Raw genomic sequence first — 23,598 nt, 5'->3', positions numbered from 1 at the left:
GTGACAGACCTGCCGTGACGGGCCCACCCGGATAATCGCCCCCATGACCGCGCCCAAGCACCCCAACAAGTCCGCGCCTCGCCGGCCCGCTCCCAAGACTTCCGGGAGCCCCGCCAAGGCTGGCACGCCAGCGCGGGGTCCGCGGCCGCAACAGGGATTCGCCGGCCCGGGCCCGTCCGCTCCGCCCGCCGCAGCGCCTGGCGCGCCGCCCGAGGCCTGGAGCGATGCCGATCTCGAGGAGCTGCAAGCGCTGCTCGACGAGGTGCCCGCGCCGCTGGAACCGCTCGACGTGTCGATGCTCGACGGCTTCCTCGTCGCCGTGATCCTGCAACCCAAACCGGTCCCGCTGTCCGACTGGTGGCGCTGGGTGCTCGACTCCGAGGAGGGCCGGCCCGCCCCCGCCCGCTACGACGCGCGGCCGCTGCTGCAACTCGTCCAGCGCCGCGAGCACGACCTCAAGCAGGCCATCGCCGATCGCCAGTGGTTCGATCCGTGGGTGTTTGAACTCGACGAGGACGCCTCCGCCTCGGAGACGGTGCTGCCCTGGGTCGCGGGCTTCGCGCTCGCGGCCGATCTGTTCCCGGCATTGATGAACCTGGACGAGACCGAACTCACCGAACCGCTCGCCCAGCTCTACATGCATCTGGATCCCGAGGACCTCGAGGACGCCGATGCGCTGCTCGAGGAGATCGAGAGCCTGGAGCCGCCGGAAGAGCTCGACGACGCGGTCGAGAGCCTGGTGCGAGCCAGTCTGCTGCTGGCCGACGTCTCCCGGCCGCAGCCCGCCCCCAAACCGCAACGGCCAGGCGGCCATCGCGGGGGGCCCGGCGGTCCGGGCGGCCCGCGCCGCGGCGGACCGCCGCCCCGTCGCCTGCGCTGAGGTCGTCAGCGCAGCGCGACTTCAGCGCTCAGCGCTGAGGAATCGCCGCGCCGGGTCCGACCTGGCGTTTCATCCACTCGCTCATCTCCCAGAGCGTGTGTCCCACCGATTCGCGCGCCGAATAGCCGTGCGACTCGAACGGCAGCGTGACGTAGCGCACCGTGCCGCCCGTGCCCGCCAGGGCCTGGTACAGCCGCGCGCTCTGGATGGGGAAGGTGCCGGAGTTGTTGTCCGCCTCGCCGTGGATCAGCAGCAGCGGCTCCTTCAGCTTGTCGGCGTAGTTGAACGGCGAGAGCTTCTGGTAGACGTCCTGCGCCTCCCAGTAGGTGCGGCGCTCGCTCTGGAAGCCGAACGGCGTCAGGCTGCGGTTGTACGCGCCGCTGCGCGCGATGCCGGCCTTGAACAGGTGGGTGTGCGCCAGCAGGTTGGCCGTCATGAACGCGCCGTAGCTGTGTCCGCCCACGACCATGTGCTCGCGGTCGCTGACACCCAGCTCCACCGCCTTGTCGATGACCGCCTGCGCGTTGGCCGTGATCTGCGCGATGAAGCTGTCGTTGACCGTCTTCGGGTCACCGACCACCGGCATCGTCGCGTCCATCAGGACCACGTAACCGTCCAGCAGCAGCATCAGCGGGCTGGTGGCTGCGAAGCTGTTGAAGCGGTTGCCGGAGCCGCTCACCTGACCCGCCGTCGACGCGTCCGTGTACTCCAGCGGATAGGCCCAGACAAACGTCGGGCGACGCTCGCCGGCCTGGTAGCCCGGCGGCTTGTAGAGCCAGAACGACAGCTCGACGCCATCCGCGCGCTTGAAGCGGACGAACTCGCGCTGGATGTCGCGCAGCTGCGGCGACGGGTCCTTCACCTCCGTCAGCGCCTGCGCCGTCGCGAGCGCAGCGCCGCCGCGCAGCATCACGTTGCCGGGCTCGCTGACGCTCTCGCGTACGGTCAGGACGCGGGCGCCTTCGGTGTCGAGCACGGCCAGCGGGCGCTCGTAGTGCGCGCTGTCGCCACCGTTGGCCTCGGCGCCGGACTGGAACACGCGCGTCCTCTTGTTGTCCGCGAGCACGAGCCGGTCGATGAAGGGCTTGTCGCCTTCGGGGCTCGCACCCGTGCCGAAGTACCAGATCGCATCGCCGTCCAGGCGCACCACCGCGCGACCCGTCGGCTGCATCCGATGCACCGGCGTGCCCGGATCGCGATAGCGGTCGCGCACCGAGCGCTCGACCAGGCGTTGCGCCGGCGACGTGCCGTCCGTCGTGACGAGCTCCGTCGACGTGCGCATCTTCGTCAGGTCGAAGTCCTGCACCAGCGCTTGCTTGCCGCCTTCGAGGAACTCAAGCCGCGACAGCCGCTGCGGGACGCGATGCACCTCGCGCGCCTCGCCGGTGTAGGGCGCATCCAGGCGCATCAACCGGTCGCGATGGGGCACCTGCGCGCGGTTGTCGCCGCCGTCCAGCGCCTCGACCCAATAGACCGCGCCGTCCGCGCCGGGCGATGCGAAGAAGTGGCGCGGGCCGGTGATCACGCCTTCGACCGGCACGCCTTCCTTCAGCTTCACCTTGCCGATCGCCGCGACCTTGCCGTCGATGCCGCGGACCTCGGCCTGCGCGGCGAAGTCATCCCAGCCGACCTGGTAGCTGAACGGGGGCAGCAGCCGCATCGTCAAGACCTGACCCGGCGTGCCCAGCGCCTCGAGGTGACTGAAGAGGCCCGGCTCGCCGACCGGACGCACCGCGCCGGTGTTCAGGTCGATGCGCGCCAGCTGCGAGGTCGCGTGATGCGCGAAGACGGTCGCCTCCTGCGCATTGGTCAGCAGGTCCTGCTGGGTGCGCTCCGGCGAGTTGCGTGCGATGGATTCCTGGATAGCCGGACCCGACGGCGCGGCGAAGGTCGGCGCCGGACCGCGCCTGGCCGGCACCGTCAGCGTGACGAGCTCATGATCATTGAGCCACACGACGTCGTTCTCGAGCATCGTGTGCAGCTTGAGCTTGGGCACGGCCTTGAGCTTGCCGGTCGCGATGTCGCCGACCCACAGCTCGACGGCCGTGTCGGTGCGCCGGTTCAGCAGGAAGCGCTTGCCGTCCGGCGAGAAACGCAGGTGATGGAAGGCGCCGCCCGCGGGCAGCACGACGGGACGCGCGACGCCGTCCGCGCCGTTCTGGAGCGGGCGCAGCGACAGCGATTCGATCGTGGTGATCAGCTGCGGGCTGTCGGTCGCCGGGTCGTAGCGCAGGCCGGCCTGACGCAGCACCGGCCACGCGAGCTCGGCGATCGCGCGCGACTTGCGGTTGACGACGATCGCCAGCGTGCGCCGGTCCGGCGAGACCTGGAAGACCGGCAAGGCCTTCGCGTCGAGCACCGCGCGGATCGCCTCGGACGGCTGCTGATAGATCTGCGCCAGCGTCGCGGCGGAGGTCAGGGCCGAGGTCGACGCGGCCTCGTCCGCCGGCGCCGCGATCGCGGAGAGACCGCCGAACGCGGCGGACAGGGACAGGGTCAGCGGGATCAACGACGAGGCGCGAGGCGTGGGCATGTGTCGGCACCGTTAAGCAGAGGAAGGCGGCAATCTAGCAGCGCCCTCCCCCGATGTCCGACGTCAGCCCCCCGGGTGATCCCGAGGTTTCAGGCTCCCGGCCTCACGTCCGAATCACGCAGCGAACAGACGCGCCGCATGCAGGCCCAATCCGGTCGCGACTGACGCGAAACGGTCGCCGCGCACCGTCTTGGCGTCGGGGTAGTCCGCCGCGATGCGGTCGGCCAGCACGGTCAGGCCGGTCGAGCCGCCGGTGAAGTACAGCGCATCGATGTCCGACGGCTTCAGCCCCGCGCGCTCGACCGTCTCGCGACCCGCCTGCGCGATGCGCTCGATGTCGCCGCGCAGCGCATCCAGCGCCACGGCTTCCGAGAGCGGCACCGTCAGGCCGGACTCGATCAGCTGCAGGTCGATCGTGCAGTCGCCGCCGCCGGCGACTTCGATCTTGGCGTCTTCCGCGCGGTTCGCGAGCTCGTGGCCGAGCCGCTCGTCCAGCACCGTCATCAGTCGCTGGTGATGGCGCGGATCGCCGTAGAAGCCCTTCATGTTGCGCAGCTCCAGCACGCGCTGCGGGCTGTAGCAGGTGTTGATCAGGTGCCAGGTCGCGAGGTCGAAGTAGACGCCGCTGGGCACCTCGCGCGGCGTTTGGCCTGGCTTGGCGGGGCCGAGCGCGCGATAGCCGAATTCACGCAGGATGCCGGTCAGCTCGATGTGGCGGTCGAAGTCCGTGCCGGCGATGTGCACGCCGTGGTTGGCGAGGATGTCGTCACGGCGATCCAGCCGCTTCGCGCGGTCGGGGCCGACGCGCACGAGCGAGAAGTCGGAGGTGCCGCCGCCGATGTCGGCCACCAGCACGAGCTGCTCGCGGTCGGCCTGCTGCTCGAAGTCGAACGCCGCCGCGATCGGCTCGAACTGGAAGTGCACGTCCTCGAAACCCACCGCCCGCGCGGCGGCGGCCAGCGAGGCCTGCGCCGCGGCGTCGCGCTCAGGCTCGCCGTCGACGAAGTAGACCGGCCGGCCGAGCACGACGCGGCGCGGTTCGTGGCCGTGCGAATCGGACAGGCCGGCCTGCTTGCGCAGGCGCTTCAGGTAGCCGCTGAGCATGTCGATGTACTTCACGCCGCGGCCGCCGCCGACGTCGGTGACCTGGTCGATCAGGCTGGTGCCGAGGATGCTCTTCATCGAGCGCATCAGCCGGCCGTCGACGCCCTCGACATAGGCGTTCATCGCCGCGCGGCCGAAGGCGCGCGGCGGGCCGTCGGCGTCGTGGCGCCCCTCGGCGAAGTAGAAGACCGCCGTCGGCATGGTCACGTTGCCGCCTTCGAGCGGCACCAGGCGCATCGCGCCGGGGCGTTCGATGTCGGGCACGGCGACCGCCGAGTTGGAGGTGCCGAAGTCGATGGCGCAGAAATCGCGCGGCAGGTCGGAAAGCAGAGAGGACATGGCGGCGCGGCGGAAATGCGAAAAGGGCGCGGATTCTAGCCGCGCCCTGGTTTCGGGGCTCCGGCGCTCCGATGACGCCGGGAGGGGTTCCGCCGGATCAGGCGGGCTGCAGGCTCCGCACGGCCTGGGCAGGCAACGCGTCGCCATAGAAGCCGAAGTCCAGTTCGGGCCGCTTGCCGCTCATCAGTTCCGCCAGCGCACGGCCAGAGCCGGCGCCGTGCGTCCAGCCCAGCGTGCCGTGACCGGCGTTGATCCACAGGTTGGACGCCTTCTGGCTGCGGCCGATGTAGGGCACGTTGGTCGGCGTGCTCGGGCGCAGGCCGGTCCAGAAGTTCGGCTCGGACAGGTCGGCGACGCCCGGGAACAGCTCTTCATAGCGACGCACCAGCGACTCGCAACGGACCTTGGAGGTCGGGCTGTCCAGGCTCGTGTCCAGGCCCACCAGTTCGGCGGTCCCGGCGATGCGGACGAAGTCGCCCAGACGCGAGATCGCGATCTTGCGCGCGTCGTCCAGCAGGCTCACGGTGCTGGCCTGCTCCGGCTTCTTCAGCCGCAGCGTGGCCGAGTAGCCCTTGGCCGGATAGATGTTGAGGTGCTCGCCCAGGGACTTCGTCAGGGCCGGCGCATACGACGCCAGCGCCACGACGTAGGCGTCGCCCTTGAGCCATTGCGTCTGGCCGGTCTCGCGCGACTGGATCTGCACGCCCGCGATCTCGGTCCCCTGCGCACCGCCTTGCGACTGCAGGGTCACGATGTCGTGGTTCCACAGGAACTGCGCGCCGCGCTTCTCGGCCAGCTTCGCCAACGCCTGCGTGAAAACGCGCGCGTCGCCGGATTCGTCGCTCGGCGTGTAGGTGCCGCCGAACACCGCATGCTGGGCCGAGCGCAGCGCGGGCTCGATCGCCAGGACTTCGTCGCGGCTCAGCACGCGACGGTCGACGCCGTGACGGCGCATGATCTCGGCGCCCTGCGCGCCGGCCTCGAAGTCGGCTTCGCTGCCGAAGAAGTGCAGGATGCCCTTCTGGAGGCGGTTGTATTCGATGCCCGTTTCCGCGACGAGCGATTGCAGCGACTCATGGCTGTAGCGGCCCAGGCGCACGAGCTGCTCGACGTTGCGCTCGAACGCGGCCGTCGTGCACTGGCCCAGGAAGGACAGGCCCCAGCGCCACTGCGCCGGATCCAGCCGCGGGCGGAACAGCAGCGGCGCGTCGTCCTTCAACAGCCACTTGGCGACCTTGAAGGGCGCCCCGGCGTTGGCCCAGGGCTCGCAGAAGCAGACCGAGATCTGCGCGCCGTTGGCGAAGCTGGTTTCCAGCGCCGCATCGGGCTGGCGGTCGACGACGACGACATCGTGACCCTGGTCCAGCAGGTACCAGGCGGTATGGATGCCGATGATGCCGGCGCCGAGAACGATGACCTTCATGGAGAGCTCCAGGTGAACTTGTGGTTCTGCTGCGGTTCAGCGTTGGACATGCATGCTTCAGGCCAGCGGGCGCAGGATCAGCTGCAGTCCCAGCACGGCCATCACGACGGCGATCAAGGCATCGATGCTGCGCCAGACCGCCGGCCGGCGCAACGCCGGCGCGACCGCCGCCGCGCCGAAGCCCAACAGCGAGAACCACATCCAGGACGCCACCGAGGCGCCCGCCGCGAACGGCAATTGCAGGCCCGCCGGCTGCTGCGCACCGACGGTGCCCAGCAGCACCACCGTGTCCAGGTAGACATGCGGGTTCAGATACGTCATCGCCAGCGTGCTGCCCAGGACCGTCGGCAGCGAGGCACTGCCCGCCTGCGCCTGCAGACCGGCCCGGGGGGACAGCGCGCGCAGCGCCGCCTTCGCGCCGTAGGCCAGCAGAAAAGCGGCACCACCCCAGCGGAAGGCTTCCATCAGCAGCGGGCTGGCGGCGATCAATCGGCCCAGCCCGAACACGCCCAGCCAGATCAGGAGCATGTCCGACAGCGCGCACACCACCACCACCGGCGCCACGTGCTGGCGCATCAGGCCCTGCCGCAGCACGAGCGCGTTCTGCGCGCCGATGGCGACGATCAGACCGGCTCCGGTGAGCCAGCCTTGCAACAGGGCTGCGCTGGACGATGACATCGGAGGGATCCGCCTGAAACGGAGCGGGAGAAAGAAGGTGTTGGGGCGAGCGTTGCCACCCGTCCGAAGGAACGGTTCGCCGGATTGTCGGGAGCACACCCGCTTTCATGAAGCGGGATTAATATCTCAGCGTCTCCATTAGGAACGCTTATGAAAGACCTGGACGCCGCCGGCCTGGATTGCCTCGCCGCGCTGGCCGACGAACGCAGCTTCGAACGGGCGGCAGAGACGCTGGCCATCACGCAGAGCGCCGTGTCGCAGCGGCTGCGCAGTCTGGAAGCGCAGGTCGGACAGCTGCTGGTCGTGCGCTCCCGGCCGTTGCGGCTTACCGAACCCGGCAAGCGCCTGCTGCGTTATGCGCGCCAGCTGGCGGCGCTGCGCTCCGACGTCGTCCGGGAACTCGGCGTGCAGGCGGCCCAGGCCGAGCGGCTGCCGATCGCGGTGAATGCCGACAGCCTGGCGACCTGGGTGCTCCCGGCGCTGGACCCGCTGGTGCAGCGCGGGATGCGGGAGGGGTTCGGGCTGGAGCTGGTCGTCGACGACCAGGACTTCACCCATGACTGGCTGCGCCAGGGCGAGGTGCTGGGCTGCGTCACGACCGTGCCCCAGGCCCTGCGCGGATGCATCGCCCAGCCGCTGGGCGTGATGCGCTACATCGCCGTCGCCAGCCCCGACTTCGTCGCGAGGATGCTGCCCGACGGCCTGGGGGCGGCCAACTTCGCGCAGGTGCCCTTCCTGGTCTTCAACCGCAAGGACGACGCCCAGCAGCAGTGGGTCCGCCAGGCAATGGGGCTGCGCTCGGCGCGGCTGAACGCCCGATACGTGCCATCCAGCGAGGGCTACGTGAACGCGGTGCGGATGGGCTGGGGGGTCGGCGTCGCGCCGGAGCTGCAAGTCCGGCCGCTGCTCGCGAGCGGGGAACTGGTGGCATTGCGACCGGAGGTGCAGGTGGAGGTCGCCCTGTACTGGCACCAGTGGAAGCTCGGCGGGGAGACCGCCGCCGGCGCCGCGGGCGTCGCCAACGCCGCAAGAACCGGGAAAGCCGGACAGGCCTCAGCGCCGGAAGGCGGTGCGCCTCCGGCGTTGCTGGACCAGATCGGAGAAGCGCTGGCCCGGGGTGCCCGGGACGCCTTGATCAGCGCTTGAGCGACGCGACCTGCACCTGGGTGTCGGCTTGCGCCTTCAGATGCGCGGGGACCACGGCCGGCGCCGCCGATGCGGGCGTGGCGCGCTGCTCGGCCAGACGCAGCCGGTAACCGCCGCGCTCGTGCTTGTCCTGCACGGAATTGGCCAGCCAGGCGGAAGTCAGCACGACGCTGCTGACGATCGCCCAGGTCATCGATTTGTGAATCAGTGGAGACATGAGAAAGCAATGGCTTCCACGAACTAGGGAAGGTCCGGAGCATAGTCACCCCTGAATGAGGGGGGCATCACACCTAAGAGGGGCGCGTGGTTATTTCGCCGCACCTGTGGTGGGCACGCCCCAATCTGTGTGTATTTGTGAACGCGATTCCACCGCACCCGCGATCTGGGGATTTGCCTGAAGACAAAGACGCGCAAACTGTGTTTCACCGCGCGGCGCAGCATCGGCACCGGGCGGCGGTCACACCCCGTGCTTTTCGACGAGGTCCATCATGCGAATCACGTCCGCCCTGCGCCTTTTCCGTCGCAACTCGTCCGGCACTCACGAACCGGAGCCGGCCGACATGGGCACCGCCTTCGGGATGGAAGCCAGCTTTGGCGACGACAGCGAGTACGAGGACTTCCGGCGCAGCGACTACGGCCTGGAGTCCGAATCCGCCCCGCCGGCCACGATCGAGTCGCCCCTGTCCTGGATGGCCGCCCGGCGCGGCTGACGCGGCAAGGCGCCCTCTGCGGGCGCCTTTTGCATTCCAGTGACGCCGCCCATGCGGCTCTGGGCGCGGATCAGCGGATCAGCAGCACCGGCACGTCGCTGTGGGCCATGACCTTCGTGGCGACCGAACCCAGCACCAGCTTGCCCAGCGCCGTGTGGCCGTGCGAGCCCATCATCAGCAGATCGAAGCGACCCTTTTCGGCAACGGCCGTGATCGCTTCCGACGCATGCCCGGTCTTGACGACGTACTGGGCCTTGATGCCGCGCTTGTCCATGAACGTGCGGATCGGTTTGAGGACCTTCGCGGCCTCGTCCTCGTAATACTCGGCGAGCACGGCCTTGTCGAGGACCGCGGCGGCGCGCGGCGGCACGCCCGGGACCACGTGCACCACCGTGTAGTCATGCGATCCGCCCAGCCACTCGTCGTGGGCGGAGAGATAGGCCAGCATGCGCTTCGAGTACGTGCTGCCATCGACGGCGACGAGGATCTTCATCGTGGGGTCCCTCTCTGACGGCCGACGTCCGGCCACGGAACAGTGTGGCACAGGGTCGGTTCCGGAAAGCCGCTTGCGAGCCGCAGGTTGCTTCGTCCTTGACGTTGGACAATCGCGCTTTCCGCCCTCCGCTGATCCGCCGTGCGCCTGCAACTGATCTCCGACCTCCATCTCGAGCGCCAGACCGACTTCCAGACCGTGGCCGCGCCCGACGTCGACCTGCTGGTGCTGGCCGGCGATGTCGGCTCGTACCAGGCCGGCTCGCGGCTGGTGACGGACGACTTCGGCCTGGGCCGCTTCTCGCCGAAGCGCGACGGCACGCCGTGGTCGCGGGTGCTCTACGTGCCGGGCAACCACGAGTACGACGGCATCGACTTCGCCACCGCCCATGCGCGGCTGCGCCAGACCTGCGCCGATCTCGGCATCGAGTGGCTGGACCGCGAGGAGATCGTCATCGGCGACGTGCGTTTCCTCGGGACGACGCTGTGGGCGGACTTCGACGCGCTGGCCGCGCGCGAGGCGACGCCGACCAAGCAGCTCGCGGCGCGCGAGAAGGCCTTCCGGGCGGCGAATCATTACCTGCGCCGGTTCTCGACGCTGGTCGACGGGCAGCACATGCTCGCCGAGCGGCAGCGCGACCTGGCGCTGGAATGCCAGGCCTGGCTGCGGGAAGCGCTGGCGCGGCCTTTCGACGGCCGGACGGTGGCGGTCACCCATTACGCCCCGACCCTGCGCAGCGCCGACCCGCGCTACGGTCTGACGCCGGGCACGGCCGGTTTCTGCAATTCGCTCGACGACCTGCTGCCCTTCGCGGACCTGTGGCTGCACGGCCACCTGCATTGCGGCCACGACTACGTCGTCGAATCGCCGTCCGGGCCGCGCGGCGAGGTACCGCATCGCTGCCGCGTCGTCGCGAATCCGCTGGGCTACGCCAACAAGGGCGAGCAGGAGGACTACCGGCCGGACCTCGTCATCGAGGTCTGAGCCCAGGCCTCAGCTCGCCGAGCCCGACCGCACTCGGCCGGATGTGGCTCAGCCTCAGCGCTTGGCCGGCGGACCATCGTAGGTCCACAGGTACTCGCGCGGCATCGGGCCCTTGTTGCGGCCGCCTTGCTGCGTCTGTTCCCACGCGTGCGCCAGGATCCCGACCGAGCGCGAGATGCAGAACAGCCCCCGCGCCAGGGGCGCCGGGAAGCCGAGTTCGGCGTAGATCACGGCCGTCGCGCCGTCGATGTTCATCGGAATGCGGCGGCCGTCCTTGCGCCTTCGCAGTTCCGCCTCAACGGCCCGGCCGATGGCCGCGAAGCGGCCCGACACGACGCCGAGCTGGGCCGCCTCGTCGACCAGTTCCAGCAGACGGGGCGCGCGCGGATCCACCGGATGAAAACGGTGCCCGAAGCCCGCCACGAACTTGCCGCGCAGCTCGATCGCCTCGTCCAGGCCCGCGACGGTCGCGTTCTCGAGCGAGGCGCCGGCGTCCATCCGCGCCGCGATCGACTGCAGCATCTCCACACACTGCTCGCCCGCGCCGCCGTGCACGTCGCCGAGCACGTTGATCGCCGACGCCATCGCGTTGTTGAGTCCGATGCCGCAGGTCGCCGCCATGCGCGCGATGGCGATGCTCGGTGCCTGCGGGCCGTGGTCGACCGCGGCCATCAGCGCAACGTCCAGCAGCTTGGCCTGCTCCGAACCGGGCAGCTCGCCGCGCGTCATCAGCCAGATCATCTGCGCGAAGCTGACCTGTCCGATCAGGTCCTGGATGGCGTGGCCGCGATAGCGGATGACGCCCGGCGACATCTCGATGATCGAGGTGCGCCACCAGTCCGGCACGCGTTGGTCGTGCACCGGCCCGTCGCCTGCGGGCGCCTTGTCGTCGTTGGTGCTCATACGGCTTTCTCCTCTTTCAGCGCGGCGCGCTCGGCGGCGCCATAGCCCAGTTCTTCCAGGATCGCTTCCGTGTCCTGACCGAGCCGCGGTGGCGGCGTCGACACCGACGGCGCGTGGCCATTCAGCTTGAAGCCGGTGCGGAGCACGCGGACGTCCCGGCCGACGCCAGGCACGTTCTCGAAGTGGGCGACCATCCCGCGATCGGCCACCTGCGGATGCGCGAGCGCCTCCTTGACCGAGTACACCGGCCCCGCCGGCACGCCCGCGTCGTTGAAGCGCTGCCACCAATCCGCAGCGGGGCGGTCGCTCATCGCGGCCTCCAGCAGGTGCTTGAGTTCGGCGCGGTGCTTCAACCGCGCGTGCCGATCGACGAAGCGCGCATCGGTCCTCCATTCCGGATGACCGACGGTGTCGCAGACCGCCTCGAACTGCTCCTGCTTGTTGGCCGCGATGTTGAGCAGGCCCTGCCCCGTCCGGAAGGTGCCCGAAGGACTGGCCGTCACGTTGTCGTTGCCCATCGGCTGGGGCTCGCGTCCTGCGACGAGCAGGTTCGACACCGCCCACCCCATCGTCGCCATCGCGGCCTCGAGCATCGACACGTCGATGAAGGTCGCCTCGGCGCGTTCCTTGTCGGCCAGCGCCGCGGCGATGGCCATCGCCGCGGTCAGGCCGCCGATCGTGTCCGCCACCGGATGGCCGACGCGATAGGGCGCGGTGTGCGGATCGCCGGTGATGCTCATCATCCCGGACATGCCCTGGATGATCTGGTCGTAGGCGGGCAGGTCGCGCAGCGGGCCGTCCTGGCCGAAGCCCGAGATCGCGCAATAGACCAGCCGCGGATTCACCTGTCGCAGCTCGTCGAATCCGACGCCCAGGCGCTGCATCACGCCGGGTCGGAAGTTCTCGACGACGACGTCCGCCGTCGCCACCAGCTTGCGGAACACCGCCTTGCCGGCGGGCCGCTTGAGGTCGATCGTGATCGAGCGCTTCCCGGGGTTCTGCGCCAGGAAGGACACGCCCATGTGCGCCTGGTTCAGCGCCGTGTCGGCGCCGAGCTGGCGGGCGAGGTCGCCGGTCTCGCGCGCCTCGACCTTGATCACGTCGGCGCCCAGGTGAGCCAGCTGGTGGCAGGCGAAGGGGCCGGCCAGCACATTGGTCAGGTCGAGGACGCGGACGCCGCGGAGCGGAGATTGACTCATGCGAGGCTCCGTCGCGCGCTCAGTCGACCTTGACGTTGCCGTTGCGCACCACGTCGCCCCAGCGCTTCTGCTCGCGCAGCAGGAACTGCGCGGCCTGCTGCGGCGTGCCGGCCATCGGCACGCTGCCTTCGGACTGCAGCTGCCCGATCATGGCCGCCTTCGAGAGCGCCTTCTGCACCTGCGCGTTCATCCGTGTCACGACTGCTGCCGGCGTGCCGGCAGGCGCGACGATCATCTTCCAGTCCGAGGTGTCGAAGCCCTTGAAGCCGCTCTCCGCCACCGTGGGCACGTCGGGCAGCACCGGCAGCCGCGCGGCGGAACTGATCGCCAGCGCGCGCAGCTTGCCGGCCTTGATGAAGGGCACGACCGTCTGCGGCGTCGCGAAGTAGTAATCGACCTGCCCGCCGAGCAGATCCGTCGCCGCCGGGCCGGCCCCCTTGTAGGGGATGTGGGTCACCTGGATGGCGGCCTGCCTGGAGAACAGCTCCCCCGTCAGATGGCCCACCGTGCCATTGCCGGCGGAGGCCATGGTCAAGGTGCCAGGTTTTGCCTTGGCGGCGGCAACGAGATCGCCCACGGTCTTGAAGCTCGAGGACGACGAGACCACCAGCACCACCGGCTGCCCAGCCACCAGCGCGACCGGCGTGAACGCCTTGGCCGCGTCGTACGGCATCTTGGGATAGAGCGTGGGGTTGATCGCCAGGTTGGCGGTCTGGCCCATGCCCAGCGTGTAGCCGTCGGCCTTGCTCTTGGCGACGGCATCCAGCCCGATGTTGCCGCCGGCGCCTGCCTTGTTGTCCGCGACGAAGGTCCAGCCGGTGTCCTCGCGCACCTTCTCGAGGATCAGCCGCGACACGATGTCGGTTCCGCCGCCCGGGGGGAACGGAACGATCAGCTTGATGGGCTGCGTCGGGAACGCCGCATCGGCAGCCAGTGCCGCCGTCGTGGTCACGCCCGCGCTGGCTGCGGCGATCAGGGTGAAGGCGGTGCGTCGAATCAGGAACTGCGTCATGTCGCGTCTCCGTGTTTGTTCTATCTAGCAGAACATCGGTTTGTTTGATAGAACTGTAGGACGTCTCACCGGGCATGAGACGAGGGATTACCCGTGGCCGACAACGACGACTCCTCTTCCGACACCGCCGACAGCACAGCCGCATCGAGCGGCGTGGCCGTGCTCGATCGCGCGTTCGCGCTGCTGGGCGCGTTCGGCCAGGACGACGACGCCCTGTCGCTGGCGGAGCTGTCGCGGCGCACGGGCCTCTACAAGAGCACCGTGCTGCGGCTGCTGGCCGCGCTGGAGCACGGCGGCTTCGTGCGGCGGCTGCCGGACGGCCAGTACGCGATCGGACCCGCGCCGCTGCGCCTGGCGACGATCTATCAGCGCTCGTTCCATGTCGGGCCGATCGTGGAACCGCTGCTCAAGCAGCTCAGCACCGACACGGGCGAGACCGCGTCCTTCTACGTCCGTCATGGCGAGGCGCGGATCGCGCTCTATCGCTGGGAGCCGGCGCGCTCGGTGCGCGCGGCGGTGGCAGTGGGGCAGCAGTACGCGCTGCACCAGGGCGCGTCGGGCAAGGTGCTGTGCGCGTTCTCGGGCGCCTTGAGCGATCGGGGCGAGGGCCTCGCGGCCATCCGCGAACGCGGATGGGCCGCCTCCTATGGCGAGCGCGAGCCGGATACGGCCTCGGTCGCCGCGCCGGTGTGGGCCATCGACGGGCGCGTGCAGGGCGCGATCGCCCTCTCCGGACCGCGCGTGCGGCTGTCGCCGCCGGAGACGATGCTGGTCGCCTGCCGCGCCGTGCTCGGCGCCGCGCGCGAGGCCAGCCGGCTGCTCGGCGGCGATGTCGCGTTGCTGGAAAACGCGCTGCGCACGGTGTCGGTCGCCGATTTCGCGGCCGGCGGCTGAGCATGAAAAACGCCGGCAGAAGGGCCGGCGTCGGGAGTCTCTACCGCCCCCTGGGAGCAGCGCGACGATCAGCGGCGATCAGGCCGCGCCGTGGCAGTTCTTGAACTTCTTGCCCGAGCCGCAGTGGCACGGATCGTTGCGACCCAGCTTGGGCGTGTCGCGGCGCACCTGCTCGACGTGGTAGCGCTGCTGCTCCGTCGCTTCCTGCAGGTCGACGACGGTCAGGATCAGGTCTTCGATGGCCTCGTCGATGTTCTTGAGCGGATGCTCCTCGTTCAACAGCTCGACGATCTCCACCTCTTCCGGCGTCTCGGCTGGCAGATGGCGATACAGGCGCGCCAGCAGCGCGTTGATGTTGTCGTCGGCCTGCTCATGCAGGTCGGGGAAGGTCACCGCGGCGTACTCGAAGCCGCCGACCCACGGCAGCAACGCCTGGGTGATCGGGTCTTCGGGCAACTGCGGCGCGTCCGGATCGACGGGCTCTTCAGCCTCCGCGTCGACGGCGGCGTCGGCAGAAGCCTCCGCGGCGCCCTCGGCGGGGGCTTCGCCGTCTTCCGCAGCCGCTTCTTCGGCCTCCAGGTCCAGCACCACCGGGTAGAACCAGCCCTGCTCCAGCATGCTCTGGTTCAGCGAGGCGAAGCGGCGCTCCACCAGCGAGCGGATGCGCGCCAGCCAGGCGGGGTCGATGTCGTCGGGCAGCGCGCGGCCTTCGTAGTCGAAGATCGGCGGCAGCCATTCCTCGATCGGGATCAGGCGGGGCTGCACCAGCACGCCGGCCAGGTAGCCGTCCAGCATCGAGGCGTCCAGCGGCTCGAGCGGCTCGGGCGTGATGGCGAGGAGTTCGTCGAGTTCGTCGAACTCGGCGTCGGAAAGGTCGTGGGCAATGCTCATGGGGCGCGATTGTCGCCGGTCGCGTCGGCAGGGGTGTCGACGGACGGCGGCCGCACCGCGTCGATCAGCCGTTCGCGCATCCAGCGCTGGGCGCTGCGGTCCTCGTTGCGCAGGTGCCAGAGCACGTCGACGTGCACCGGCGACAGCGGCATCGGCAGCGGCCGGTAGATCAGCGCCTCCTGGTAGCCGGTGGCGCTGATGAAGGACTGCGGCAGCACCGTCAGCAGGTCGGAATGCGCCACCACGCGGCCGGCGGTGAAGAACTGGTTGACGGTCAGCGCGATCCGGCGGCTGCGCTTGAGCGCCGCCAGCGCCTCGTCGACGAAGCCGTAGGGCCGGCCCGAGAAGCTCACCAGCAGGTGATGCGCCTGGCAGAAGGCGTCGAGCGTCAGCTCCTGATCGGCCAACGGATGGCCGCGCCGCATCACGCAGACGTAGTACGAGTCGTACAGCCGCTGCTGCCGGATCGCCGCCATGTCGCCCTGCCCCTTCAGCGCGGCGACCGCGTTCGGGAAGTAGCCGAGCGCGAAATCCGTCTCGCCCTGTTCCAGCAGCAGGCGCGGGTCGCGGGTCGTCAGCGGCAGCACGTGGACGTTGGCCAGGGCCCGCATGCGCTCCAGCTGCTGCATCAGCGGCGGCAGGATCAGCGCGGCCGTCGCGTCGGCCATGGCGAGGCGGAAGGTGTATTCCTCCGACGTCGGCTGGTAGTCGCCGGGATCCAGCGCCACGCGCAGTCGCGTCAGCGCCGAACGGACGTCCGGCCAGAGCCCTTCCGCCCGCGATGTCGGCTTCATCCCGAAGGCCTGGCGCACGAACAGGTCCTCGCCGAGCGCCTCGCGCAGCCGCTTCAGCGCATGGCTGACCGCCGGTTGCGTCATCGACAAGCGCTCCGCCGCGCGTGTCATGGAGCGCTCGGCCATCACGGCGTCGAACACCTTCAACAGGTTCAGATCGAGGTTCCGGAAGCTCATGGAAGGCACTTTTTCACGGAAAACGCGCGAAGGTGGCGGTGGCGCAACGGGACGAAGAAGGCCCTCAAACAGGTCATCGTGGCCCCAGCTTGCGCATTCCTTGGCACTCGGCGCGGGGCGGCGTGACGGCCATCACGGGTTGAACGCGATCCGCCCAATGATATGCACGCTGTTTATACATTCGATGCCCATCTTTCATTGGCGGCATGCCTAGGGGAAACCCTATAGTTCGCTCATCGGTTCTACAGAGCCGACCCAACAAGCCAATCAAAGGAAATCGCCATGAGCGTCGCTACCCAAACCTTCGGTCTTCCGCTGAGCCGCACGGTGCGTCGCGGCGGCACGTTCGCCACCATCGGTGCCCGCGTCTGGGCCCGTACGATCACGAACGTCAAGGCCCGCATCGAGTCCGCCAAGATGGCTCGCGCCGAGCGCGAGATCCTGGCCCTCGCCGCCCAGTACGAAGAGAGCATGCCCTCCTTCGCCGCTGAGCTGCGCGCCGCGAACGCCCGTCGTAACGGCTGATCAGCCGACCCCGCCGGGCGCCGTATGGGCCCGGTCGCTGGTCCGGAGACGATGTGATGTGAGCGCAGGCTCTCATTAGACATCGCACTCGGACTAAGCAAAAGAAAAGCCCGCTTCGAATCACTTCGAGCGGGCTTTGCCTTTTCGGGCTTCCCCGGACCCGCCTCTTTCGAGGCGGTCGCCGGGTGGAATTCGGGGAACGATCAGGCCTGGGCCAGACGCTGTTCGATCTTGGACTTGGTGGCGGGCAATTCCGCCGGCAGGCCTTGGGCCAGTTGGACGAACAGTTCGTCGTGAAGCTTCAGCTCCGTCGCCCAGTCCTCGTTCGAGATGTGGGTGACGGTCTTGTACTGTTCCGGCGTGAAGGCCAGGCCTTGCCAGTTCAGGTCCTCGTAGCGCGGGCTGGTACCGAAGGCGTGTTCGACGCCCTGACCCTGGCCGTCGACGCGCTCGAGCATCCACTTCAGCACGCGCATGTTCTCGCCGTAGCCGGGCCAGACGAACTTGCCGTCGGCGCCTTTGCGGAACCAGTTGACGCAGAAGATGGCCGGCAGCTTGGCGCCGGACTGGGCCAGCTTGGCGCCCAGCGTCAGCCAGTGCTGGAAATAGTCCGCCATGTTGTAGCCCATGAAGGGCAGCATCGCGAACGGGTCGCGGCGCACGACGCCCTGCTGGCCGGCGGCCGCGGCGGTGGTCTCGGAGCCCATGGTCGCGGCCATGTAGACGCCTTCGGTCCAGTCGCGGGCCTCGGTCACCAACGGCACGGTCGTCGAGCGGCGGCCGCCAAAGATGAACGCGTCGATCGGCACGCCGGCGGGGTTGTCCCATTCGGCGTCCAGCGCCGGGTTGTTGGTCGCGGCGACGGTGAAGCGGGCGTTCGGGTGGGCGGCCTTGGCGCCGGTTTCCTTGGCGATCGCCGGGGTCCAGTCCTTGCCCTGCCAGTCGACCAGATGGGCCGGCGGCGTGTCGGTCATGCCTTCCCACCAGACGTCGCCGTCGTCGGTCAGCGCGACGTTGGTGAAGATGACGTCCTTGTCCAGGCTGGCCATGCAGTTCGGGTTGGTCTGCACGTTGGTGCCCGGGGCGACGCCGAAATAGCCGGCTTCCGGGTTGATCGCGTACAGGCGGCCATCCTTGCCGGGCTTGATCCAGGCGATGTCGTCGCCGATGGTGGTGACCTTCCAGCCTTCGAAGCCGGTGGGCGGGATCAGCATCGCGAAGTTGGTCTTGCCGCAGGCGCTGGGGAAGGCGGCGGCGACGTGGTGCTTCTTGCCTTCGGGCGAGGTCACGCCCAGGACGAGCATGTGCTCCGCCAGCCAACCCTGATCGCGACCCATGGTCGACGCGATGCGCAGTGCGAAGCACTTCTTGCCCAGCAGCGCGTTGCCGCCGTAGCCGGAGCCGTAGGACCAGATCTCGCGGGTCTCAGGGTAATGGACGATGTACTTCGTCTTGTTGCAAGGCCACTTGACGTCGGCCTGACCGGCTTCGAGCGGCGCACCCACGGTGTGGACGCAGGGGACGAATTCGCCGTTGTCGCCCAGCGTGTCCAGGACCGCGCGACCCATGCGGGTCATGATGCGCATGTTCACGGCGACATAGGGGCTGTCGGACAGCTCGACGCCGATGTGGGCGATCGGGGAGCCGATCGGACCCATCGAGAACGGCACGACGTACAGGGTGCGGCCGCGCATGGCGCCGCGGAACAGGGCGTTGTCGCCGTTCTGCAGCAGCGCGCGCATCTCGGCGGGTTCCATCCAGTTGTTGGTGGGACCGGCGTCGAGCTTGTTCTTCGTGCAGATGAAGGTGCGGTCCTCGACGCGGGCAACGTCGCTCGGATCGCTCCACGCGAGGTAGCTGCCCGGGCGCTTGGCCGGGTTCAGCTTCTGGAAGGTGCCGGCATCGACGAGCTGCTGGCACAGGCGGTCGTACTCGGCCTGGCTGCCGTCGCACCAGTAGACGTCCTTCGCCTCGGTGAGGGCGGCGATCTCGGCGACCCAGGCGACGAGACGCTGGTGTTTGACGTAAGCCGGTACGTTCAGGCGCAAGCCTTCCATTACGGGTTGGTTCATGGCGGTTCCCAATTTGAGGATATGAAAAGCGGAATTGGGTCAGCTCCGTTCCGGTGGCTCCCGCCCCTGTTTTTCAGAGGAGGAGACCGCGGAGCTGACCCAATGCCGCGCCTCAGCGTGGTGCTTCGCCGAACACTGCTTCCAATGTAATCACGCCGTAACTCCAACGCGCGCGGGGGTTATGCGTTTCTGGAATGGTTTGATGCTCGGCTTGCCAAGGCCGCGCGCGAAGGCGTGGGCAAGCGGGGTGCCAAAGCCCCCAATGCCTCGGGGATCGGCTCCCCCATCGAAACACCCTATGCTCGGCGCCTCCTCCGCGAGGTCTCCGACGCCCATGTCCGCACCCACCGGCCTCTCGCTCCGCGCCCGCCTCTACCTGGTCCTGGGCCTGGCGCTCGCCTTGGTTGCCGCTTCCGCGCTGCTGGGGTGGTGGCAGTCGAAGCGGCTGGCCGGGATCGCGCAGTCGCTGTATGAGGACCGCCTTGTCCCCGTCGACCTGCTCCGCGAACTCGAGCACGCGCTCGGTCCCCACCAGTTGGGCACGCTGCTGATCACGCAGACGCAACAGCCCGATGCCGGCAAGCTGGACAGCGGCGGCCGCCGTCTCGCCGACACGACCCGCCAGCTCTGGACCCGCTACCTCGCCACGCGCATGACGCCGGCCGAGAGCGCCCTCATCGCCCGCACGCAGCCGCTGCTCGACCAGCTCTGGGCCGCCCTCACCGCGAGCCAGGGGGCCACGCCGGACACGCTGCGGGAGCTGAACCAGCGCCGGCTCGCGACGACGCGGATGCTCGACGAGCTGATCGCCTTCCAGCTCAGCCAGGCCCGCGTCGACACCGAGCGCGCCCAGCAGGCCGCCACGGAGGCCGCGCACCTGGGCCTGCTGCTGGTGCTGCTGACCGCCGGCCTGTGCAGCGTCGTCGTCTGCACCGTCTGGACGCGTTACGACGACGAGCGCCGCCTCAGCCAGGATTCGCGCGAGCAGCTCCAGCGGCTCTACCTCGCGCTGTCGCAGACCAACCAGCTCATCGTGCGCCGCGAGGCCGAAGCCTTCGATGATCCGCGGGCCGAGCAGCATCTGTTCGAGGGCCTCTGCCGCATCTGCGTCGAGACGGGTCATGCCCGCTTCGCGGCCGTGGTGCTGTTCGATGGCGATCACTTCGAGCGTGTCGCCGAGCACGGTCCCGGCGACCGACTGATGCCCGGCGCGCCCCGCGAGTGGTCGCGCGACTCGCCCTTCGCGCGCAGCTCGATGGCAACACGCGCGATCCTCGAAGGCACGCACCAGGTCAGCAACCGGGCGCTGGAGGACCCGAGCCTCGCCGTCCCCGGCGCGCCGCTGATCCCGCCCGGCGTCGAGGCCATGGCCGCCTTCCCGCTGCGCCGTCGCGGTGAGGTCGTGGGCGCGCTCACCCTGCTCGCCGGCGAGCCGGGCTACTTCAGCCTGCAGGTGCTCGGGCTCATGGACGAGATGGCCGGCGACCTGTCCTTCGCGCTCGACCATCTGCGGCGCGAGCGCGATCAGGCGCGCGAGCTCGACGGCCTGCGCGACGCGCTGCGTCGACAAGAGGCCGGTCTCGTCGAGACCACGCCGGCCGCCTTCCGCCCTCCGATGCCTCCGCCGCCGCTGAGGCCTGCGGCAGAATCGCCCGATGCAACTGATCAGTCTGAACACGGCCCGCGCTGAACCGCTGCTCATCGACGGGCGCCCGGTCATGACGGGCATCCGCAAGCGTCCGGTGGACGGCGCGATCGAAGTCCGGCCCCTCGGCCTGGAGGGCGACGAGCAAGCCGATCCCAGCGTCCACGGCGGCCTGTCCAAGGCTGTCTACGCCTACCCGTCCGAGCACTACGCCTTCTGGCGCACCGTGCGCGCGCAGGCGCAGGTCGCGGGCTGGGACGACGCGCTCCCGTGGGGGGCGATGGGCGAGAACCTGACGATCTCCGGCCTCGCCGAGGGCGACGCCTGGATCGGCGACGTGCTGGTCTTCCCGGACTGCGAGCTCGCCGTCAGCGAGCCGCGCTATCCCTGCTTCAAATTCAACGCGGTGATGGGCTTCAACAAGGCCGCGAAGATGATGACCCAGAGCGGATGGTGCGGCTTCTACCTCGCGGTGCGGCAGCCCGGCACGATCACGGCCGGCCAGACCTTCACCGTGCGCCCCGGCCCGCGCGAGGTCTCCATCGCGGAACTCTTCCGGGCCAAGACCCAGCGCTGATCGCCCTTCTTACTCCCTCTCCCGCTTGCGGGAGAGAGTGGGGGTGAGGGCCAGCGGCGGTGGCAGTACTGAAGCCCTCAGTCCGCCAACGCCGGATAGTCCGTATACCCCTCGGCGCCACCGCCATACATCGTGGCCGAGTGGGCCTTCTGCAGCGGGGCGTTGAGCTTCAGCCGGCGCACCAGATCCGGGTTGGAGATGAAGCTGCGGCCGAAGGCGACCGCATCCACATGGCCCTTGGCGACAGCGTCGATCGCCATCTCGCGGGTGTAGCCGTTGTTGGCGATGTACACGCCCTTGAAGCGCTCGCGCAGCGCGTCGTAATCGAACGGCGCGACATCGCGCGGCCCGCCGGTGTGACCCTCGATGACATGCAGGAAGGCCAGCTTCATCGGCGACAGCTGCTCGACGACATGGTTGAAGAGCGCCTGCGCATCGCTGTCCTGACCCGCGTCGTTGACCGGCGTGACCGGGGACAGGCGCAGCCCGGTGCGGTCGGCACCGATCGCGCCGGCGATGGCCGCCATCACTTCGAGCAGCAGGCGGGCGCGGTTCTCGATCGAGCCGCCGTAGGCATCGGTGCGGTCGTTGATGCTGTTGCGCAGGAACTGGTCCAGCAGGTAGCCGTTGGCCCCGTGAACCTCGACGGCGTCGAAGCCCGCGGCCATCGCCGCCTTCGCCGCATGGACGTAGGACTGGACGACACCGGGCAGTTCCTCTGTCTTCAGCGCGCGCGGCGCGGCGACATCGACGAAGCCATCCTTGGTGAAGGTCTTGCTATTGGCCTGACGATCCGTCGCCGACAGCGGCTTGGCGCCGCCGGGCTGGAAGTCGGCATGGGAGATGCGGCCCACGTGCCACAGCTGCACGGCGATCTTGCCGCCGGCTTCATGGACAGCGTCCGTCACCTTTTTCCACGCGGCAATCTGCTCGGGCGAGTGGATCCCGGGCGTGTCGAGGTAGCCCTGCCCCTCCTGCGTGATCTGGGCGCCTTCGCTGATGATCAGGCCGGCGCTGGCGCGCTGGCGGTAGTACTCGATCGCGAGCGGTCCCGGCACCAGGCCGACGGAGCGGTTGCGCGTGAGCGGCGCCATGACGATGCGGTTGGCCAGGGAGACGGCGCCGACTTGCAAGGGATCGAAGAGACTGGGCATGTCGATATCGAGGATGCGGAATGGATGTGGCGTGAAGCCCGGCGGGGGCCGGACAAGGATGGACCGCAGCTTAGCGAGCGAAAGGGTCCGTCGCAGCGCCTAGGCGACAGCCCGGACGCCGGCTGGGGCCTTGCGTGACCTTCACGGCCGCGCTGAAACGCTTGGCTACACTCGCCCGGCTGCCGGGGGACGCCGTCCCCCTCCGCGCGGCGCCCCTCCTCCACCGCCACGACTCGGGAGCCTGTCGATGCCCTTCGGTTCCTCGCTCGAATCTCGACGCCGCCGGCTTCTGCAGGCCGGCGCCTCGCTGGGGCTGGCGCCCTGGCTGCTGTCGGCTCGCGCGCAGCGAGGCGGCGCGTCGGGCGCCGTGATGCACGTGGGGCCCGACCATCCGGTGAAGACGCTGGCGGCGGCCGCCTCGCAGGCGAAGGCCGGCATGACGATCGAGGTGCAGGCCGGTGACTATGCCGGCGACGTCGCCGTCTGGCCGCAGGACGACCTGACCCTGCGCGCCGTCGGCGGCCGCGCCCGGATGGTGGCCAAGGGCGCGCATGCGCAGGGCAAGGGGATCTTCGTCACGACCGGCAAACGGATGACGATCGAGGGCTTCGACTTCGTCGGCGCGCGTGTGCCGGACCGCAACGGCGCGGGCATCCGCCTGGAGCGGGGCTCGCTGACGCTGCGCGACTGCCGTTTCCAGGACAACGAGAACGGCCTGCTCGCCGGCAACGACGCCGGCATCGAGCTGCGCATCGAGTCCTGCGACTTCGGCCCGATTGCGCCTGGAGAGGGCCGCACGCACACCTGCTACGTCGGGGCGATCGGCAAGCTGTCGGTGGTCGCAAGCTACTTCCACCACGGCGCATCGGGTCATCTGCTCAAGTCGCGCGCCGCGGTGAACCACCTCTTCTACAACCGCCTGACCGATGAGACGGGCCGCGCGAGCTTCGAGCTCGAGTTCCCCAACGGCGGCGTGGCGCTGGTGATGGGCAACGTGATCCAGCAGAGCCCGTCGAGCGAGAACTACCACCTGATCGCGTATGGCAGCGAGGGGCTGTCCAACCGCCGCAACGAGCTGCACCTGATCAACAACACGCTGGTCGACCGGCGCCAGGCCGGTGGCGTGTACCTGCGCATGGCGCAGCAGGCGCAGAAGCTGCGGCTGATCAACAACCTGCTGTGCGGCAAGCACGAGCTGCCGGCCGGACCGGACCGCGAGCAGCACCACAACTACTTCGTCGAGCTGGACAGCTTCGTCGACGCGGACCGCTACGACTTCCGGCTGCGGCCGGACTCGCCGCTGATCGGGCGTGCGGTGGATGCGGGCGTCGTCGACGGACAGGTGCTCAAGCCGGCGATGCAGTACCAGCACCCGTGCGGGCTCAAGGAAGTGCCGGCGGGGACGGCGTATTCGCCGGGGGCGTTTCAGCTTTGAGGCCGATGGGCAGCTGACCCGCGGCCTGCA

The 23,598-nt window shown here is 69.3% G+C and carries 22 protein-coding genes; 9 read left to right on the top strand and 13 right to left on the bottom strand.

All coding sequences use genetic code 11. The features are described from left to right. Window positions 1–43 precede the first annotated feature (43 nt). Complete coding sequence (locus AC1VNM_RS22710) at window positions 44–880, top strand: YecA/YgfB family protein (protein WP_377158684.1); 837 nt, start codon at window positions 44–46, stop codon at window positions 878–880. A 28-nt stretch (window positions 881–908) separates the two neighbouring features. Here AC1VNM_RS22710 and AC1VNM_RS22705 read toward each other — a convergent pair whose 3' ends face one another. The 4 genes from AC1VNM_RS22705 to AC1VNM_RS22690 all read right to left on the bottom strand — a co-directional run bounded on the left by AC1VNM_RS22705 (window position 909) and on the right by AC1VNM_RS22690 (window position 6,957). Next, window positions 909–3,413: an alpha/beta hydrolase family protein gene (locus tag AC1VNM_RS22705; RefSeq protein WP_483108394.1), complete on the bottom strand. Its 2,505-nt coding sequence runs from the start codon at window positions 3,411–3,413 to the stop codon at window positions 909–911. Window positions 3,414–3,527: 114 nt separating this feature from the next. Beyond that, window positions 3,528–4,856, bottom strand: a complete 1,329-nt coding sequence (locus AC1VNM_RS22700; RefSeq protein WP_483108393.1) for an Hsp70 family protein — start codon at window positions 4,854–4,856, stop codon at window positions 3,528–3,530. 97 nt (window positions 4,857–4,953) lie between these two features. Continuing rightward, window positions 4,954–6,279 (bottom strand): D-amino acid dehydrogenase, encoded by a 1,326-nt coding sequence (locus AC1VNM_RS22695; protein ID WP_377158688.1) that lies wholly within the window; start codon window positions 6,277–6,279, stop codon window positions 4,954–4,956. A 57-nt stretch (window positions 6,280–6,336) separates the two neighbouring features. Next, window positions 6,337–6,957 carry a LysE/ArgO family amino acid transporter gene (locus AC1VNM_RS22690; protein WP_483108392.1) on the bottom strand — a complete coding sequence of 207 codons (621 nt, stop codon included), beginning with the start codon at window positions 6,955–6,957 and terminating at the stop codon, window positions 6,337–6,339. Window positions 6,958–7,107: 150 nt separating this feature from the next. Here AC1VNM_RS22690 and AC1VNM_RS22685 point away from each other — a divergent pair, with 150 nt between their 5' ends. Continuing rightward, window positions 7,108–8,103 carry a LysR family transcriptional regulator ArgP gene (locus AC1VNM_RS22685; protein WP_483108391.1) on the top strand — a complete coding sequence of 332 codons (996 nt, stop codon included), beginning with the start codon at window positions 7,108–7,110 and terminating at the stop codon, window positions 8,101–8,103. Here the strand turns inward: AC1VNM_RS22685 and AC1VNM_RS22680 are convergent. Further along, complete coding sequence (locus AC1VNM_RS22680) at window positions 8,093–8,320, bottom strand: hypothetical protein (protein WP_483108390.1); 228 nt, start codon at window positions 8,318–8,320, stop codon at window positions 8,093–8,095. The genes AC1VNM_RS22685 and AC1VNM_RS22680 overlap by 11 nt on opposite strands. Window positions 8,321–8,591: 271 nt before the next feature. Between AC1VNM_RS22680 and AC1VNM_RS22675 the strand changes: the two genes are divergently transcribed. Then, on the top strand, window positions 8,592–8,813 hold the full coding sequence (locus tag AC1VNM_RS22675) for a hypothetical protein (RefSeq protein ID WP_377158694.1): 222 nt from the start codon (window positions 8,592–8,594) through the stop codon (window positions 8,811–8,813). A gap of 70 nt (window positions 8,814–8,883) precedes the next feature. Here the strand turns inward: AC1VNM_RS22675 and AC1VNM_RS22670 are convergent, their stop codons facing one another. After that, a complete protein-coding gene (locus tag AC1VNM_RS22670) occupies window positions 8,884–9,306 on the bottom strand; it encodes a universal stress protein (RefSeq protein ID WP_483108389.1) in 423 nt (140 codons plus the stop codon). A 141-nt stretch (window positions 9,307–9,447) separates the two neighbouring features. Between AC1VNM_RS22670 and AC1VNM_RS22665 the strand changes: the two genes are divergently transcribed. Next, window positions 9,448–10,290, top strand: a complete 843-nt coding sequence (locus AC1VNM_RS22665) for a metallophosphoesterase (protein ID WP_483108388.1) — start codon at window positions 9,448–9,450, stop codon at window positions 10,288–10,290. A 54-nt stretch (window positions 10,291–10,344) separates the two neighbouring features. Here AC1VNM_RS22665 and AC1VNM_RS22660 read toward each other — a convergent pair whose 3' ends face one another. From AC1VNM_RS22660 to AC1VNM_RS22650, 3 genes are read right to left on the bottom strand one after another with little or no spacing between them, the layout of a single operon-like run. Continuing rightward, on the bottom strand, window positions 10,345–11,193 hold the full coding sequence (locus tag AC1VNM_RS22660; RefSeq protein ID WP_483108387.1) for a citryl-CoA lyase: 849 nt from the start codon (window positions 11,191–11,193) through the stop codon (window positions 10,345–10,347). Further along, a complete protein-coding gene (locus AC1VNM_RS22655; RefSeq protein WP_483108386.1) occupies window positions 11,190–12,392 on the bottom strand; it encodes a CaiB/BaiF CoA transferase family protein in 1,203 nt (400 codons plus the stop codon). Before AC1VNM_RS22655 ends, AC1VNM_RS22660 begins: the two co-directional genes overlap by 4 nt. 19 nt (window positions 12,393–12,411) lie before the next feature. After that, window positions 12,412–13,404, bottom strand: coding sequence for a Bug family tripartite tricarboxylate transporter substrate binding protein (locus AC1VNM_RS22650; protein WP_483108385.1), 993 nt, complete (start codon window positions 13,402–13,404; stop codon window positions 12,412–12,414). Window positions 13,405–13,497: 93 nt separating this feature from the next. Between AC1VNM_RS22650 and AC1VNM_RS22645 the strand changes: the two genes are divergently transcribed. Further along, entirely contained in the window at window positions 13,498–14,298 is an 801-nt protein-coding gene (locus AC1VNM_RS22645) for an IclR family transcriptional regulator (RefSeq protein WP_483108384.1), read from the top strand. A 78-nt stretch (window positions 14,299–14,376) separates the two neighbouring features. On the opposite strand, the gene AC1VNM_RS22640 is transcribed toward AC1VNM_RS22645, so the two are convergent. Next, window positions 14,377–15,189, bottom strand: a complete 813-nt coding sequence (locus AC1VNM_RS22640) for a UPF0149 family protein (RefSeq protein ID WP_483108383.1) — start codon at window positions 15,187–15,189, stop codon at window positions 14,377–14,379. Then, window positions 15,186–16,160, bottom strand: a complete 975-nt coding sequence (locus tag AC1VNM_RS22635) for a LysR family transcriptional regulator (protein ID WP_483108382.1) — start codon at window positions 16,158–16,160, stop codon at window positions 15,186–15,188. The genes AC1VNM_RS22640 and AC1VNM_RS22635 overlap by 4 nt, the downstream gene beginning before the upstream one ends. 282 nt (window positions 16,161–16,442) lie before the next feature. Here AC1VNM_RS22635 and AC1VNM_RS22630 point away from each other — a divergent pair, with 282 nt between their 5' ends. Further along, window positions 16,443–16,685 (top strand): hypothetical protein, encoded by a 243-nt coding sequence (locus AC1VNM_RS22630; protein WP_067279865.1) that lies wholly within the window; start codon window positions 16,443–16,445, stop codon window positions 16,683–16,685. A 203-nt stretch (window positions 16,686–16,888) separates the two neighbouring features. On the opposite strand, the gene AC1VNM_RS22625 is transcribed toward AC1VNM_RS22630, so the two are convergent. After that, the gene (locus AC1VNM_RS22625; RefSeq protein ID WP_483108381.1) at window positions 16,889–18,757 is read right to left on the bottom strand and encodes a phosphoenolpyruvate carboxykinase (GTP); all 1,869 of its coding nucleotides are present in this window, start codon (window positions 18,755–18,757) and stop codon (window positions 16,889–16,891) included. 334 nt (window positions 18,758–19,091) lie between these two features. Here AC1VNM_RS22625 and AC1VNM_RS22620 point away from each other — a divergent pair, with 334 nt between their 5' ends. Both AC1VNM_RS22620 and AC1VNM_RS22615 read left to right on the top strand, forming a co-directional pair. Then, on the top strand, window positions 19,092–20,447 hold the full coding sequence (locus AC1VNM_RS22620; RefSeq protein WP_483108380.1) for a GAF domain-containing protein: 1,356 nt from the start codon (window positions 19,092–19,094) through the stop codon (window positions 20,445–20,447). Further along, the gene (locus AC1VNM_RS22615; RefSeq protein ID WP_377158711.1) at window positions 20,413–20,979 is read left to right on the top strand and encodes an MOSC domain-containing protein; all 567 of its coding nucleotides are present in this window, start codon (window positions 20,413–20,415) and stop codon (window positions 20,977–20,979) included. The genes AC1VNM_RS22620 and AC1VNM_RS22615 overlap by 35 nt, the downstream gene beginning before the upstream one ends. Before the next feature lie 77 nt (window positions 20,980–21,056). On the opposite strand, the gene AC1VNM_RS22610 is transcribed toward AC1VNM_RS22615, so the two are convergent. Then, window positions 21,057–22,133, bottom strand: a complete 1,077-nt coding sequence (locus AC1VNM_RS22610) for an alkene reductase (protein ID WP_483108379.1) — start codon at window positions 22,131–22,133, stop codon at window positions 21,057–21,059. Window positions 22,134–22,380: 247 nt separating this feature from the next. Here AC1VNM_RS22610 and AC1VNM_RS22605 point away from each other — a divergent pair, with 247 nt between their 5' ends. After that, on the top strand, window positions 22,381–23,568 hold the full coding sequence (locus tag AC1VNM_RS22605; protein ID WP_483108378.1) for a hypothetical protein: 1,188 nt from the start codon (window positions 22,381–22,383) through the stop codon (window positions 23,566–23,568). The last annotated feature ends 30 nt before the right edge of the window (window positions 23,569–23,598 follow it).

The sequence above is a fragment of the Mitsuaria sp. MSU3D genome, assembly GCF_056867975.1.
This window is presented reverse-complemented; position numbering and strand designations above follow the sequence as displayed.